Source organism: Paraburkholderia aspalathi (assembly GCF_905220735.1).
Classification (GTDB): domain Bacteria; phylum Pseudomonadota; class Gammaproteobacteria; order Burkholderiales; family Burkholderiaceae; genus Paraburkholderia; species Paraburkholderia aspalathi.
The window spans coordinates 381904-397064 of record NZ_CAJNBA010000001.1 but is presented as its reverse complement, the minus strand read 5'-3'; the positions used below and the strand labels follow the sequence as shown (position 1 = coordinate 397064).

The window sequence follows — 15161 nt, the reverse complement described above, 5'->3', positions numbered from 1 at the left end:
AAGCTCAAGAGCAAATAGCGCTGCATTACAGCGCATGTTTATGCGCTTCGAATTGTTTAGGCGATTAACTGCTTACCGCGAATTTTTTGCGAATAAATTTCCGCTTTTGCCATGCGAGGATAAAACGCCAACAACGTTCATGTATGTGCGATAGCTAGTCGATCCGCATACAGGCGATAGCGCGCCGCACACGCCGGCCGTGCGCGCTTCGCATCTCGCAAGGAAAACCCGTCGTGAAATTCTCGTCTCGCCTTGGCGTGGCAGTTCTTGTCGTCCATAGTCTCCTTCCTCTCAGTGCATCCGCGCAATCGCAACTCACCTACACCACGTCGTGGATCGGCAATAGCTTTGGTTTCGGCGATGGCAAGTGGATGCAGCAGGACATTCAGGCGATCAGCGTCGGCGCCGACGGCACCGTTTATACCAACGCCCCCTGGGATGAAAGCGGTAGCGAAATCGCCGCATACCGTGCGGGCGACAAGATCGCCGTGGCCGGTTCGACGCATGGCTGGGGCGCCGCCGGCGGCGATGCGGTCGCGACGAACCATACCTACCTGTACGCGGCGATGTCGATCGGCAATGAGAGCAATGGATTGGTCGGCGCCGACTATCCACCGGCGAACCAGACATGGTTCGGTGTGACGCGCCGCACGCTTGCCAATCTGGCAACGGGCGCGCCTTTCACGGGTGGCATCGGCAATAGCGCCAACGCGACGAAGAACAGCTTCCTGCTGCTGAACACGGTGACGACTGGTACCGATGCGGGCATTCGCGGCATGGCGGCCACCGATACCGAACTGTATGTCGCGGATACCATCAACAGCCGCATCCTCGTGTTCGACGCGGCCTCGATGCAGCGTTTGCGATCTTGGAACGTGCCTTCGCCGGGACGCATCGCAATCGACACGGATTCAACACTGTGGGTGATGAGCGGTGTTTCATCCGGAAACCTAAGCATTCTTCACTACGCCGCCAACGGCACTGCGCTCTCAGGCACCTTGACGTTGCCCGCCGGCGCAGTGCCAACCGACATCGCGATTACACCTTCCGGACAAATCCTCGTCGCCGACAACGGACCGTCGCAGCAGATCCTCGTCTACAAAAAAAATGCTAGCGGTCAGCCGCAAGCGGGCGCATCGATCGGCACCCGTAACGGCATCTTCCACGCGCTCAAGGGCGTGCCAGGCAACTGGCGCTTCAACGGCATCACGGGTATCGGTCTCGATCCGGCGGGCAATCTGTATGTCGCGCAGAATGGTGAAGGGCCGCGGCCGCTCGGCTCGGCATCGGTGGGGCAAGGTGCGGTGCTCGAGAGCTATGGGTACAGCACGCATGCTCTCAACTGGCGCCTGTACGGGCTGACTTTCGTCGATAGCGCCGCGTTCGATCCGGCAACGCCGAATTCCGTCTACACGGGTTCGAAGCGTTTCACGCTCGATTACAGCCAACCGGTCGGCCACGAATGGTCGTATGCGGGCTTCACGCTCGACCGCTTCGATTATCCGGACGACCCCGCCTTCCACGAGCCGCGCGGCGTACGCGGCGAGCCGATGGTGCGGCGAATCAACGGCCTGCCGTTTCTCTATACGCTCGATCCTGGCGCGCATTATCTGAACGTCTATCGCTTCGACGCGGCGCACGCAGAGATGGCGATTCCGTCCGGCTTGCTGGCGCAAAATCCATTGCCGGGCACATGGCCCGCAGCGCAGCCCACCTACGGCGAATGGCTATGGCGCGACAGCAATGGCAACGGCACCGTCGACGCCAGCGAGATCAGCAGCAATCCATCGACGGGCAGCACGGTCGGCAACGGCTTCTGGTGGGTCGATACGCCTGGCAACGTGTGGCTTGCCACGCCGACGAGCGGCATCCGCGAAATGCCGCTGGAAGGTCTCGACTCGGCCGGCAATCCGATCTACACGTACGCGAGCTCGAAGATGTTCGCGATGCCGCAACCGTTCACGCGGATCGCGCGGATCGTCTACATCGCCGAGACCGACACGATGTACATATCGGGCTTTACGAGTGCGATCCCGTGGGATTCGACGCACTGGAAAGAGGCCGGTCCGGTGCTCGCGCGCTATGACAACTGGAGCTCCGGAACACCGACGCAGCAATACACGGTCTCCTTGCCATGGAACACGCAAACCAGTCCGCAGACGACAACGGTCGGCGTCGCGGTGGCGGGCAATTACGTCTTTATCGCGGAGTTGTACACCGCGAAAGTGGACGTGTACGACGCACGCACGGGCCAGGCGGTCGGCTATATGACGCCGGGCGCGAGCGTCGGCAACACCAGCGGCTGGGTGGATGTCTATCTCGGCATCAGCGCGGTGCAGCGCGCCAATGGCGAATACGTCGTCCTGCTGGAAGACGATGCGCGCGCGAAAATCCTGATGTATCGGTGGACGCCTTGACGTGAATCGTGTGAATCGCACTGAGTCCGAGCACGAATAGACGTCAGCGCACGATCGGTATATAACAACGTGAAAGGATGGCTTTGTTCACTGATGCATCAACCTGAGAGAAGTTTCATCATGACGCAAGACGTAACGCCTCAGCCGCCCACGGGCGACCGGCCCGACCTTGAACACCTCGATGCAGCGCTGAGTCACGTGGATCAGCAGGTGTCGTCCGGCAGCATTGCTTCCGGTGCCGCAAAGGGCATTCTGTATAGCCTGATCGAAACGCTCGGCGCATTCGTCGGTGATCCGGATCTGCCGGAGCACGCGCGTTCGGGTTACGAGGGGCTGCTGGAAGCCGCTCGCGAATTGCGCGCGAAACTGGACCACTGAAGGCGAAGGGCGCGCCGCCTACGGGCGGCGTGGTTCGCCCTTACGAATCGCCGTTGTAATTCGGCGGCGCGGTTCTCTGTGATAAAAAGGCGCATTGTTTCCAACATTGCGCCTTTTTTATGCTTTCCACGTCCGCTATCGCGTTGCTGGCCATCGGCATTATCGTCGTGCTGATTACGCCGGGTCCGACCAATACGCTGCTTGCGGCTGCTGGTTTGCGTCAGGGCGTGCGCCGTTCTTTGCCGCTGATCGTCGCTGAACTCGCCGGCTATCTTCTGTCGATTTCAGTGTGGGGGCATTTTCTCGCGCAAGCCGCGCACGCGCTGCCGTGGTTGCCGTCGCTGCTACGCGTGGCGGCCGGTGCGTACATCGCGTATCTCGCCGTCGATATGTGGCGCGCGGCGGTGGCTTTGCCCGATTCGACGCAGCGGGCGAGCGGCATGCGCACGCTATTCGTGGCGACGCTGCTCAATCCGAAAGGCTTGTTGTTCGCCGGTACGATCTTTCCCGCAGTCGCGTTCGCGCATCTGCCCGCGTATGGCACGGCAATGCTGATGTTCGCCTGCCTGCTGGTGCCGATCGCGCTTGCATGGATCGCGTTCGGCGCGGCGCTCGGCAGCGGCAAACTCACGTGGTTGAATCCGGTGAAGATGCAGCGCGGCGCGTCGATCGTGCTGGGCGTGTTTTCCTTGTCACTTGCGTGGGCGGCGCTGCATTAATTCCGCCTCTTGTGCCGCGAGCTTAAGCTTCCATCCTGCTGTCTACGCTCAAAGCCTCGAGCCATTCCGGCGGCGCGGATGCGATTTCCAATTGCGGCGTGCCATGCCAGTCCGCACAGCGTTGCAGAGCGCGGCGCAGATCGCCCGCTAGCCTCGCACTAAGCCGCACGCCGGGTTCGATGTGCAGCGATTTCAGTTCGAACACGCCGGTGGTCCGATGCGCTTTCGCATCCACGCGGCCGACCAGGCGCCCCCGGCTCAACAGCGGCAGCACGAAGTAGCCGTATTTGCGTTTCGCGGCCGGTGTATAGCATTCGATCGCATAGTCGAAGTCGAATAGCGCGGCAGCGCGCTTGCGATCCCACACCACTGGATCGAACGGCGACAGCACCGTGGTGACGGTTGAAGCGAGCTTGCCGTTCGCTGCTTCGTCGATCATCGGCGCGAATTCGTGATGGACGAAGGTGTCCTGCTTCCAGCCTTCCACCTGAACCGGGATCAGCTCACCGCGATCGGCGAGCGCATGCAGTTCGTCGCGATAGGGGCGGCGCGGCAGCCGGTAGTAATCGGCGACCCAATCGGCCCGCACGACGCCGAGTGCGCGGCAGGTGCGTCGCAACGCTTCTTCGGTGACGGTTTCCCGCGGCGGCAGGTCGCGCGCGTCGTCCCAATCCGGCAACACGCGCTCGGTCAGATCGTAGACGCGGTGAAAATTGCGCCGCTCGGCCACCATCAATTGCCCGATCGCGAACAGCACTTCCAGGTGGCGCTTCTCCGGCTTCCAGTCCCACCAACCGTTGCCCTTGCCCGCCTCGCGCGCGAAGTCCGCTGAGCGCACGGGACCTGTCGCACGGATATGCGCGAGCAGCTTCTCGATGTCTTTGCGGTACTTCTTGTGCCATTCCGCCGCGTATTTCCAGCCCATATCGCTCGGGTCGAGCATGCGATGGCGCAGCAGACCGTAGTCTTCGATCGGGACGAAACAGGCTTCATGCGACCAGTATTCGAACAGCTTGCCTTCGGCGAGATGCTCGTCGAGCCATTGCTGCGGGTACGCGCCGAGCCGGCTGAACAGCACGAGATACGGACTGCGCGCGACGACGTGGATCGTGTCGATCTGCAATTGCGCCATGCGGCGAATCGCGTCGAGCACGTCGGTTTTGACGGCCTTGCGGCGTGGCGGTGTCAACAAACCTTGCGCGGCCAGATGCAGGGTGCGGGCGGCAGATAGCGGAAGAGTCTTCACGCGGGCGTTGGTCACGGGATTAGGAGCGGACGCAAGGTCCGGCCTGGATCAGCAGCCGCTACTTTAGCGCGAATACGGCAGACGAATCGGCGTGGTGCGCAACCAGAGCATGGCGCCGTGGGAGGCACGGTAAGCCCAATGACAACGGCGCCGCAACTCCGCAACGTGGCCGACGGACATTACCAGTCGCGCCTGTGGTGCTTATCCCAGCCGCGATGGCGGCCATGGTCATGCCGCTCGCGATACCCGCGGTAGTAATCGCCGCGGTACCCATAGCCATACACTGGTTGCACCGGCGCATAAACGACCGGAGGCGGCGCATAAACCACGGGCGGCTGGGCATAAATGGGGCCGGGGGTGTTGACGAACACACCGACGTCTACCCGAGCCAAGGCAGAGGTCGATGCGCAGGCGGCAGCCAGGCTGAAGGCGGCGAAAACGATCGCACGTTGGATCATGCTTGTCTCCTGTGTCGACCAGAGTTCGCGCGCTTGAGAGCACTTACTCCGGTCCCATGCAAGATTGCGGTCTAAAGAGTCAGCCATTCGCTGTCGAATGACTGACAACAATCTTACGAGACAGAAAGAAAAGCAGGTGCAACCAGTTGAAGGCGTGTGTAACAGCAGATTACCCCGGGGGCGTTCAGGCCCCCAAAGCGACCGCTTCCCCCGCCGAAACAGCCAGCAGCTGGTGGATCTGCGCGACCACCGCCGCACCTTCTCCAACCGCCGCCGCGACGCGTTTCGTCGATCCGGCGCGCGCATCGCCGATCGCATATACGCCTTCGACCGTTGTAGCGAGATCGCAGACGGAGGCGCCGTCCACGCCGGCACCGGTCAGCACGAAGCCCTTGTCGTCCAGCTCCACGCCGCAGGTGCGCAGCCAGTCGGTATTCGGATCAGCGCCGGTGAACAGAAACAGATGGCGCGTATCGAGGCTTGCGGTGCCGTCCGGTAGCGGCTTCTTCAACACGACCGATGACAACCCGATGTCGTCCGCCTCGAGCCGACCGACCTCCGAATGCGGATGCACGAACACATTCGGCAACGAACGGATGCGGTCGATCAGATAGCGCGACATGGTGGCTTCAAAGCCGCCCCGGCGGATCAGCACATGGACCTTGGCCGCGTGCGTCGCCAGATAGACGATTGCCTGGCCCGCCGAATTGCCGCCGCCCACCAGCACGATCTCCTGGCGTTTGCACAGCTTGGCCTCGACTGGCGACGCCCAGTAATACACGCCGCGGCCATCGAAACGGTCGAGCCCTTCGAGCGCAGGGCGCCGATAGACCGCGCCGCTCGCGATCACGATGGTGCGGGCCGTGATCTTGCCGCCGCACTTGAGTTCCAGCCGGTACGGCGACTCCGCGCAATGCAGCGCCTTAACGTGGACCGGAATCGCCACGTGCGCGCCGAATTTCTGCGCCTGCACGAACGCGCGGCCCGCCAGCGCCTGGCCGGAGATACCGGTCGGAAAGCCGAGATAGTTTTCGATCCGCGAACTGGCGCCTGCCTGGCCGCCTGGCGCACGGCTGTCGAGCACGATAACCGAGAGGCCTTCGGACGCCGCGTACACGGCCGTGGCGAGGCCGGCCGGCCCGGCGCCGACGATCGCGACATCGTACACATGCGAATCATCGAGATCGGGCAGCAAGCCGAGGCAGGTGGCGAGTTCAGGCATGCTCGGATGACGCAGCACTGTGCCGTCCGGGCAGATCACCAGCGGCATGTCTTCTTTCTGCGCGGCGAATTGCTCGATCAGACGCAGCGCGTCTTCGTCGCGCTCGTCGATCACCGAGTGAGGATGGCCGTTACGCGACAGGAAACCTTGCAGCATGACGAGCCGTGCGTCGCTGCTGTTGCCGATCAGGATCGGGCCACCCGCACCCTTTTCGATCAACGACACGCGCCGCAGGATCAGCGCCCGCATGATGCGCTCGCCCAGTTCGGCCTCGGCGACGATCAACGCGCGCAGCTTGTCCGGCGGAATTAGCAAAGCGTCGACCGGGGTGACGGCCATGCCGTTCACCAGCGCGGGGCGCCCGGACAACTGACCGACTTCCGCGAGAAAATGCTTGGCGCCATGTTCCGCAATCAGAACCTCGCGCCCGATGCCATCGCGCTGATAAACCTTCACGCGCCCTTCCAGCAGCACGAACATGCCAGGACCGGTGTAGCCGGTCTCGAACAGCAGCTCACCGGCTTCCCAGTGGCCCACTTCGCCGAACCGGCGCAGACGATCGATTTCTGCGCACGTGAGTTCGGGGAACATCTGATGCATGCGCGTCGCAAGCGACGAAAACGGCGCGTCGGCGACGACGGCCTGTTGCCCTTCAACTTCTTGAGTCGACAGCATTGAACCGCTCCTTCTGTGTTCATCCTGAATGATCGACACGGGGGGCGAAGCGGCGCGGGCGCACAAGGGCGCCGGTATGAATGCGCTGCTGCGCTACACGGCCTTTGGCGCGATTTCGTCGCCGACCGCAACGTCGGGCGGCGGCATGCCGGGCAGCGCGTCCACCGCTTTGCCCGAGTCGCGCCAGGCTTCCATACCGCCGCGTAACGGCAGCACGTCGGCGAAGCCGGCTTCGTTCATCTGTTTGGCCATCCATGCCGCGGATATTTCATTCGGGCACGAACAGTAAATCACTACCTTCTGATCGTGCGGGTATGTTGCGACGATCTCCTCGAGCTGACGCTCGTCGGCGAATTGCGAACCCGGAATCACGAACGGGTCGAGCGCACGCTTTTCCTGCGAGCGAATATCGAACAGTACTGGCGTTTTGCCGGACGCGACCAGCGCCGCCAGCTCCTCGACTTCCATCCGCTGAGTTGCGAGCTTGGAAATCAGCTGACGCCGGCGAATCCAGCGATAGGCTGCGTACAACAGGAGCAACGCGACGGCCACCAGCGCGGCCGTGCGCCCCAGGCGCCCCGCCATGGCGAACAGCATGTCGATCTGCCGGGCGAACAGCGCGCCGATGATCAAACCGGTGCCCGACCACAAGGCGGCGCCGATGCTGTCGTAGGTGAGAAACGTGCGGTAGCGCGTGCCCATCGCGCCGGCCATTGGAATCGACACGATCGACAGGCCCGGCACGAACTTCGCCACTGCCAGCACACGCACGCCCCAGCGGCCGAAAAAGCGTTCGGTCTTTTTTACACAGGTGTCGCGCGACAACGAAAGACGGCAGATCGTTTTCAGCGTATTGCCGCCATACATACGGCCGGCGAGATACCAGGCACTGTCGCCGATCAGCGTGGCGAAGATCGACAACACCAGGACCGGCATCAGTTGCGTGCCCACCGACCCGGGATGCATGGCCGCCATCGCCCCGAACAGCACGAGCGACGGCATCGCCGGCACCGGCAGCCCGAGTGAGGCGGCCAGCACGTTGACGAAGACGAGCGCCGGTCCATATTGCTCGACGAGATCATGTAGCATCGGCTTACTTCCGCAGCCCTTTCGGGCACGGCGCAGGTAGGGAAAGCAACGGGGTATGTAAGGATTATGGACGCATTTTCAAGACGTGCAAATGTCCGGAAATGCGTCAGGTTATTAGCGCGTTAAATGCGCGAGTGTCGCTTGCCAGCGGGTTAAAGGCGCGGAATAGAAGCGCGAATGGAACAAAGCGAACGGATTGATGCTTTCGCGGCAAGCAAGTGACGAATAATGGCCTACGGATGCCCGTAGGCCATTATTGCTGTACGCAAACCAAAGGCGGCGATGCAGAAACGGCGCACGGCATTCGCGCGTAAGGGCAATACCATGCGTGACAGCTTTATTGACGATGATTGTGCTGTTCGCCCGGCAATTCCGCGCCATGCGCGCGAATGGCAGCAATCAGTTCGGCAGGCGTGATTTCGTAGCGCACTTCGCGGTGAATGCCTGGCTTGCGCTCATCGACCTCGACCAGAAGAATGCCTTTGCCGTCTTCTGTCGATTCGAGGCGCAGCGAGCGAAGTTCGCGCGCCGTTGCGTCGTCGTATTCGGTGAGCAGGGCCATTGACCCGGAGGACCCGGTAGTGCGCATCGAGGTTGTCCTTGTTCCGTTGTTGATCGAACCATTGTACGGGCAGGTTGGCGCGCCGTCTTTCGTACGGCGCTCACGTGGGGAATCCGCCCGCCACCTATCTGCTTGCCGGGACGCCGCGCTACGCCGCATTGGCCAATGGCTGGCGAGGCCCGCCGGGCAATGCGAGCGGTGACGCCCGACTGTGACAATCAGTTTAACGCGACTCTCCGCGCCGACGGCTGCATTTTTCGTGCCCCGTGACGGTGCAGCCCTTCTCTCCCCGCCTGTCACGGTGTTGACGCGCGCGTCGGTTAAGGCGGGCGCGATGAGAAAAACAGGCGGCGAAAAAAATAGCCCGTCCTTTGGGAGGACGGGCTGCTAAACGCCGTTGTTACTCGGGTCAGCCTGCCCTTGCAACTAATTGGGCGCTGACGTTTGCATCCTGATGCGTCAATTCCGGACTGTCGAGGTGGGAGTAACGCCGATCTATCAGATTAATGTCAAATCTTCCGCCGGCATTCGCCACTTCAACGACGGTTGACGACAGGCTGCGCGCTGCCTGGTCGAACGTTTGCCTGCGCTCCGAGTGGCCGTGAAAATCAGTGCCGGATGCTTCGCGTGCGGTTATCAAAAAGCGCTACACTGCGCCGGTAAAGGGCTGCAGACCTGTTCCGTGCTCCTCCGAGCCGCAACGGTCTGCGTGCGCGAACCACGCTAACTTTGCCAGCTGATGCAAAAGATCCTCGACCGTACGCAGGAATCACTGGCGCACGCATTCGCGTCGCTGGCTCATAGCGCGAAGCGCCAACAACGGTTGTACCTCGCGACGATCGCTTCGCTGATGCTGATCGTGGTGATCTTTGCGCTGCTGCTGGCCGTCCTTGCCGCGGACAAGCAACTCGAATACCGGCGAACGTTCGCGTCCCAGAGCGCGGCCGACCTCTCGCGGCTCCTGCATCGGCAGGAATCGTTCATGCGGCGGGCCGAATTCACGCTCGACTACTATCACGGCACCGACAACGTGCTGCGCGTGCCGGCAACTGTCGAGGACGCGGTGCGCGTGAGCGGCGTCGCACGCGGTACGGTGCCAAGGGTCAACGCGCAATTCGACCTGCTGGTCGGCGACGCCGCGCGCGCGGCATGGGGGCCGCAATTCGGCGCGAACCTGTGGCGTATCTACGAAGCGGCACAGTCGACGCTGGTGACCCAGCAGGCGTTCGAGCTGCCGCAACGGGCGATCCTGCTCGGGCTGACCGAAGACTACGCCGCGATTCTGCCTTCGCTCGCTCAACCGGTTGCCAATTCGGGTGCCGATAGCGGCGTAACGGCTGCGCCGCCTTTGCAGCCGGCGATCGTGAGCACGTTGCGTGAGACCCTCGAACAGGAATTGCAGACGCAAACCGGCACGCGTATGCCCGGCAAGGGCCAGCGGATCTGGCTCGGTCCCTATCGCGATACGCTGCAAGGCGTGCCGGTCATCTCCACGGTGAGCGCCTACTATGCCGGCGATACACCGACCACATTGATCGTAATGAGCATTCCGCTTGACGGGCTATTGGCGCACGTCGCGCGGCCCGACTACGACGGGACACAGTTGCTGATGACGGCGGATCGCCATGTGATTGTGTCGTCGCCGCCCGTCGATGCGCAGACTGCAGCCAGGCTGCAAGACGCCGTCGCGCATATGCCATCCGATGCGTACCGTTACACCCGCGACGGCGTGATTCTGAGTGAGCCGTTGATGCCCGGCTTTGGTTCGCTAGTCAGCTATCTGTCGTGGCGCGAGCTGATTGCCGCGCTCGGTTGGCAATTGGCCGCGCTTGTCGGCCTCGCGCTGCTGGTGTTGGCGGGGATCGCACTGGCGGCGCGATTCTGGGGGCTGCGCCTGATGCGCAGCACCTTCGCGGAAGCGTCGCGTGCGCTGGAAAGCGAAACCATCAATCACGTTCTGGTCAGCGCGACGCCGGTTGGTTTGTGCATCGTCCGGCAGAGCGACTATTCGATCATCATCGCCAATGCATTGGCCGACGAGTTGCTGCATATCGAAGCCGGCAGTAGTCGCTTGCCGCCGCATATCGTCGATGAGATTCGTGCACTGAAGCCCGATGGTCCTTCGATCACGGCATTCGCGAGGATCGCCGCTTTTGTCGCGCCTGCGCAGCCGATGCAGCCGGAAGCGCATCCGCAGCCACAGCCGCCGTCACAACCGGCGCCCGACGAAAGCGCCTCTCCACAAGCGCAGTTTCTGCAGTTCACCTACGCGCCGGCACGTTACGCCGACGAGGACGTGCTGTTCTGCGCGATCCTCGATGTCACCGCACAACACGCGCTCGAACAGCAATTGCGGCTCGCGCAGCAGACCGCCGAGATCACGATGCGGGCTCGCTCGAATTTCTTCGCGTCGATGAGCCATGAAATTCGTACGCCGCTCAACGCGCTGCTTGGCAACCTCGAATTGTTCGCCCGTACGTCAGGACTCGAAGCCCACGCGCAGCGACTCACGGCGTTGAATGTCGCGGCCGATGCGCTGCGCCGTATCGTCAATGACATCCTCGATTTTTCGAAGATCGATGCCGGCGAGATGAAGCTCGTGAGCGAGTCGTTCCGCCCGCTGGACGATTTCGAAAATATCGCGCTCTCCTACGCGCCCATGACGGCGGATCGCGCGATTCGTTTCTATGCGCATCTGTCGCCGACGCTCGATCAGGTGCTGCGTGGCGACCGCACGCGCATTGCGCAGATCGTCAACAACCTGCTGAGCAACGCGTTCAAATTTACCTCGTGCGGCAAGATCACGCTGAATGCCGAAGTAAAGGACGATCTGCAAGGACGTCCGATTCTGATTTGCCGGGTCTGTGATTCAGGGATCGGCATGGATCAGGCGCTGGTCGCTCGCATCTTCAGTCCGTTCGTGCAGGGCGAAGCGAGCACGTCGAGTCGCTATGGCGGAACCGGCCTCGGTTTGTCGATCTGCGCGCGATTGTGCGAGTTGATGGGCGGCGATATTTCGGTTGAGAGCGTGCTGGGAGTCGGCAGCGCGTTCAGCGTGTCGATCCCGCTCGCTTCGTCCCCAGATGAGTTGCGCGAACCGCTTGTCGAGCCGGCTCGGCGTGGCAGTGTGCTGGTGGTGTCGCAGGAACGCGAGTCGGGGCAGATCATCGACAGCGGTTTGCATCTGGTGGGGTGGTCTGTTCATACCGTGGTATCGATGCGTAGTGCAGATGCGTGGTTGCGCGTGAACCGGCCGGAGGCGATGGTGGTCACCGGCGAATACGATCTCGACGCGATTGCCGCGTTGCGTGCGGTGCACCCGGCCGGCGTAGTGTGGATCACGCGCACCGGACCGCATCGTCCCGCTCCGTGTGGAGACGGCGTACTCGAAGTGACGGAGTTCAGCCGCAAGGCGATTCTGGCCGCGGTCGATCTCGCGGCCGCGGGCGCCACCGATGTCGCAGCGACGCTGCCGCCGACCGCTGCCGCATTGCCGCCTCCCGAAACCAATCCCGCCTTGCAAGGCTTGACAGTGCTGGTCGCCGAAGACAATCCGCTGATCCAAAGCTTGATCGTCGAGCAACTCGACGCGCTCGGCTGCCTGCCGACGATTGCGGGCGATGGGCGGCAAGCGCTGGCGGCATTCGAACAAGGGCATTTCGAAGTGGTGCTGACCGATATCCATATGCCCGTGATGGATGGATATACGTTGCTGGCGGAACTGCGCAAAGCCCATGCAGACTTACCGGTGCTGGCTTTTAGCGCAGTCACCGACAACCAGCAGCAGGAAGGCTGGCGCGAGCGGGGTTTTACCGGGTATGTCGGGAAGCCGGCGTCGCTGGGAGAGTTGGAGGCGGCGCTGCTTGCGGTGACTTCGGCGGAGCCGGGATCGACGACAGCAGCGACACTGGCCCCGGCTTCAACAACAGCCGCGCAAACGGCTGCAACGACTCCAGCGGCAGCCACCGCAGCCACCGCAGCCACCGCAGCCACCGACCTAGCGAACACGCTCAGCGCGGACGACAAGTCGCGTTACACGGCCATGCTCAAGGAGCATCTTCAAAACGACCTGCCGAGACTGCTGGCGATTGTCGAACAGGAAGACCGGGCAGCATTGGGCGGCTGGGCGCATAGCGCGGCCGGCGGGTTCCTGGTTGTGCAGGAGCAGCGATTCGCGCAGCAATGCCGTGAACTGCAACGGCTATGCGAGAACGGCGAACCGTGGACGACCGAGCTGGACGAACGCGCGATCTCGCTGCACGAGGCGATATGCGATCACTTCGGGCTGGATGAAGCGTCGACGCATTGATTGGCGTTTCTGCCATCGCCGATGCCATCGTCATCGGCGTTTCAGTCGTAGCCGGTCAATCCGGGCGTTTCGCGATGAAGTCGATCTCGACCAGCGCGTCGCGTGCGAGCGCAGTGACGCCGATGCAGGTTCTCGCCGGCAGTTTGTCCGCGGGAAAGTAGGCGCGGTAGGTCTCGTTCATCACCGCATAGTCGCGCTTGAACTCGGTCAGGAAAATGCGCACGGCGACCACGTGTTGCAGCGTCAGACCGACGCCTTGCAGCACGAGTATGAGGTTGTCCATCACCCGTTGAGTCTGCGCGACGACGCCGTCCGGAAGCGGCGCGCTGTCGTCGGTGGGCGAGGTCGGCATCTGACCTGTGAGGAACACCCAGCCGTCGGTTTCGGTGGCATGGGAGAAGGGGCCGACAGGCGTCGGGGCTGACGGGATCATCCAGAAGGCGGGGGTAGGGCTCATGAGGGCAGTCGGCGTCGAGTGTCGGCCGGCCTAAGTTACCCGAACAAAATTTTTCACGTCGGCGGTTTGTCCTTATTGCCGCCTGTGTTAACCGCTTGCCGGTACTCAAGTACTCAAATGGTCGAGCTTGCGGAGATCACGCCGCACTGTGCGGCGTGATCTCCGCGTCACCTGCCGCGCCGTTAAACCAACCCAGTCATGTAATACACCGCGATCACAAAGAACACCGCCAGCGTCTTGATCACCGTCACCGCGAAGATATCGCGGTACGACTGACGGTGTGTCAAACCCGTCACCGCCAGCAGCGTGATCACCGCGCCGTTATGCGGCAGCGTGTCCATACCGCCGCTCGCCATCGCGACGACCCGGTGCAGCACTTCCATCGGAATATGCGCCGCTTCCGCGCCCTTGATGAACGTATCGGACATAGCCGCGAGCGCGATGCTCATACCGCCCGATGCCGAACCCGTGATACCCGCCAGCGAGCTCACTGAAACCGCGGCATTGACGAGCGGGTTCGGAATGCTTTTCAGCGCATCGCTGACCACCAGGAAGCCCGGCAAAGCCGCGATCACGCCACCGAAACCATACTCCGACGCCGTATTCAACGAAGCCAGCAGTGCGCCCGCGACCGCCGCCTTGGTGCCGACTGCGAAGCGTTCGCGCACGCGGCCGAATGCCGTCACCACGACCATCACGATACCCAGTAGCAGTGCGCCTTCCACAGCCCAGATCGCGACAACGCTCTTGATCGTCGTCGTGACCGGCGCATGGATGCCAGGCAGGATGTCCGGTGCGATGGTGTACGTCGCACCGTACCAGTTCGGAATCCAGCGGGTCAGCAGGAAGTTCGCCACGCCGACCAGCACCAGCGGTGCGACTGCCAGCAGCGGATGCGGCAGTTGCTTCGATTCGACGCGTTCCGGTTCGTTGACGAGATCCGTGCCGTAGCCTTCGCCAGTGGCCATCGCCGCGCGGCGGCGCCATTCCAGATAGGTGAGGCCAACCACGATGATGAACAGCGAGCCGATCACGCCAAGCGTGGGCGCGGCCCAGGACGTCGTCTTGAAGAAGGTGGTCGGGATGATGTTTTGGATCTGCGGCGTGCCCGGCAGCGAATCCATGGTGAACGAGAACGCGCCGAGCGCGATCGCGCCAGGCATCAGGCGTTTCGGAATATTGCTCTGGCGGTACAGCTCGGCTGCGAACGGATACACAGCGAACACCACCACGAACAGCGAGACGCCGCCGTAGGTGAGCAGCGCGCACACCGCGACGATCACCGCATTCGCACGCGAGCGCCCGATATAACGGATGGCCGCGGCCACGATCGACTCAGAAAAGCCGGACAGTTCGATGACTTTACCGAACACCGCGCCCAGCAGAAAGACGGGGAAGTAAAGCTTCACGAAGCCGACCATCTTCTCCATGAAGATGCCGGAGAAGACCGGCGCGACGGCGCCCGGATCGGTCAGCAGCACCGCGCCGAGGGCGGCGATCGGCGCGAACAGAATGACGCTGTAGCCGCGATACGCGGCAAACATCAGAAACGCCAGCGCGGCGAGGACGATAACAAAGGACATTGAGTCTCCAAAGCTTGGTTGTTCTACGTGTACGCCGTCCCGATGA

General features: G+C 62.5%; 11 protein-coding genes. 4 read left to right on the top strand and 7 right to left on the bottom strand.

Annotated features, from left to right (window positions below; translation table 11 throughout):
• Positions 1-233: 233 nt before the first annotated feature.
• The 3 genes from KHO30_RS01645 (at position 234) to KHO30_RS01635 (ending at position 3514) form a co-directional block, all read left to right on the top strand.
• Positions 234-2417: an NHL repeat-containing protein gene (locus KHO30_RS01645; RefSeq protein WP_211699837.1), complete on the top strand. Its 2184-nt coding sequence runs from the start codon at positions 234-236 to the stop codon at positions 2415-2417.
• A gap of 120 nt (positions 2418-2537) precedes the next feature.
• On the top strand, positions 2538-2795 hold the full coding sequence (locus KHO30_RS01640) for a hypothetical protein (RefSeq protein WP_093634450.1): 258 nt from the start codon (positions 2538-2540) through the stop codon (positions 2793-2795).
• Between the two features lie 119 nt (positions 2796-2914).
• Positions 2915-3514 carry a LysE family translocator gene (locus tag KHO30_RS01635; RefSeq protein WP_093634380.1) on the top strand — a complete coding sequence of 200 codons (600 nt, stop codon included), beginning with the start codon at positions 2915-2917 and terminating at the stop codon, positions 3512-3514.
• 22 nt (positions 3515-3536) lie between these two features.
• Here the strand turns inward: KHO30_RS01635 and KHO30_RS01630 are convergent, their stop codons facing one another.
• The 5 genes from KHO30_RS01630 to KHO30_RS01610 all read right to left on the bottom strand — a co-directional run bounded on the left by KHO30_RS01630 (position 3537) and on the right by KHO30_RS01610 (position 8793).
• On the bottom strand, positions 3537-4760 hold the full coding sequence (locus tag KHO30_RS01630) for a winged helix-turn-helix domain-containing protein (RefSeq protein ID WP_093634451.1): 1224 nt from the start codon (positions 4758-4760) through the stop codon (positions 3537-3539).
• A gap of 179 nt (positions 4761-4939) precedes the next feature.
• On the bottom strand, positions 4940-5218 hold the full coding sequence (locus KHO30_RS01625; RefSeq protein WP_211699836.1) for a hypothetical protein: 279 nt from the start codon (positions 5216-5218) through the stop codon (positions 4940-4942).
• A gap of 184 nt (positions 5219-5402) precedes the next feature.
• Positions 5403-7115 (bottom strand): FAD-dependent oxidoreductase, encoded by a 1713-nt coding sequence (locus tag KHO30_RS01620; RefSeq protein ID WP_093634382.1) that lies wholly within the window; start codon positions 7113-7115, stop codon positions 5403-5405.
• Between the two features lie 93 nt (positions 7116-7208).
• Entirely contained in the window at positions 7209-8204 is a 996-nt protein-coding gene (locus KHO30_RS01615; protein WP_093634383.1) for a DedA family protein/thiosulfate sulfurtransferase GlpE, read from the bottom strand.
• 337 nt (positions 8205-8541) lie between these two features.
• Entirely contained in the window at positions 8542-8793 is a 252-nt protein-coding gene (locus KHO30_RS01610; protein ID WP_035560791.1) for a hypothetical protein, read from the bottom strand.
• A 712-nt stretch (positions 8794-9505) separates the two neighbouring features.
• On the opposite strand from KHO30_RS01610, the gene KHO30_RS01605 reads away from it, so the two are divergent.
• The gene (locus KHO30_RS01605; RefSeq protein WP_211699835.1) at positions 9506-13075 is read left to right on the top strand and encodes an ATP-binding protein; all 3570 of its coding nucleotides are present in this window, start codon (positions 9506-9508) and stop codon (positions 13073-13075) included.
• Between the two features lie 55 nt (positions 13076-13130).
• Here KHO30_RS01605 and KHO30_RS01600 read toward each other — a convergent pair whose 3' ends face one another.
• Positions 13131-13532, bottom strand: a complete 402-nt coding sequence (locus KHO30_RS01600; RefSeq protein ID WP_093634385.1) for a RidA family protein — start codon at positions 13530-13532, stop codon at positions 13131-13133.
• A gap of 182 nt (positions 13533-13714) precedes the next feature.
• The gene (locus KHO30_RS01595) at positions 13715-15115 is read right to left on the bottom strand and encodes a GntP family permease (protein ID WP_201126580.1); all 1401 of its coding nucleotides are present in this window, start codon (positions 15113-15115) and stop codon (positions 13715-13717) included.
• Positions 15116-15161 lie beyond the last annotated feature (46 nt).

What these genes read in the sequence shown, in the direction of transcription:
- KHO30_RS01625 (WP_211699836.1), bottom strand. Translation starts at nt 5,218, where the DNA reads ATGATCCAACGTGCGATCGTTTTCGCCGCCTTCAGCCTGGCTGCCGCC.
- KHO30_RS01615 (WP_093634383.1), bottom strand. Translation starts at nt 8,204, where the DNA reads ATGCTACATGATCTCGTCGAGCAATATGGACCGGCGCTCGTCTTCGTC.
- KHO30_RS01600 (WP_093634385.1), bottom strand. Translation starts at nt 13,532, where the DNA reads ATGAGCCCTACCCCCGCCTTCTGGATGATCCCGTCAGCCCCGACGCCT.
- KHO30_RS01635 (WP_093634380.1), top strand. Translation starts at nt 2,915, where the DNA reads ATGCTTTCCACGTCCGCTATCGCGTTGCTGGCCATCGGCATTATCGTC.
- KHO30_RS01640 (WP_093634450.1), top strand. Translation starts at nt 2,538, where the DNA reads ATGACGCAAGACGTAACGCCTCAGCCGCCCACGGGCGACCGGCCCGAC.
- KHO30_RS01605 (WP_211699835.1), top strand. Translation starts at nt 9,506, where the DNA reads ATGCAAAAGATCCTCGACCGTACGCAGGAATCACTGGCGCACGCATTC.
- KHO30_RS01620 (WP_093634382.1), bottom strand. Translation starts at nt 7,115, where the DNA reads ATGCTGTCGACTCAAGAAGTTGAAGGGCAACAGGCCGTCGTCGCCGAC.
- KHO30_RS01595 (WP_201126580.1), bottom strand. Translation starts at nt 15,115, where the DNA reads ATGTCCTTTGTTATCGTCCTCGCCGCGCTGGCGTTTCTGATGTTTGCC.
- KHO30_RS01610 (WP_035560791.1), bottom strand. Translation starts at nt 8,793, where the DNA reads ATGCGCACTACCGGGTCCTCCGGGTCAATGGCCCTGCTCACCGAATAC.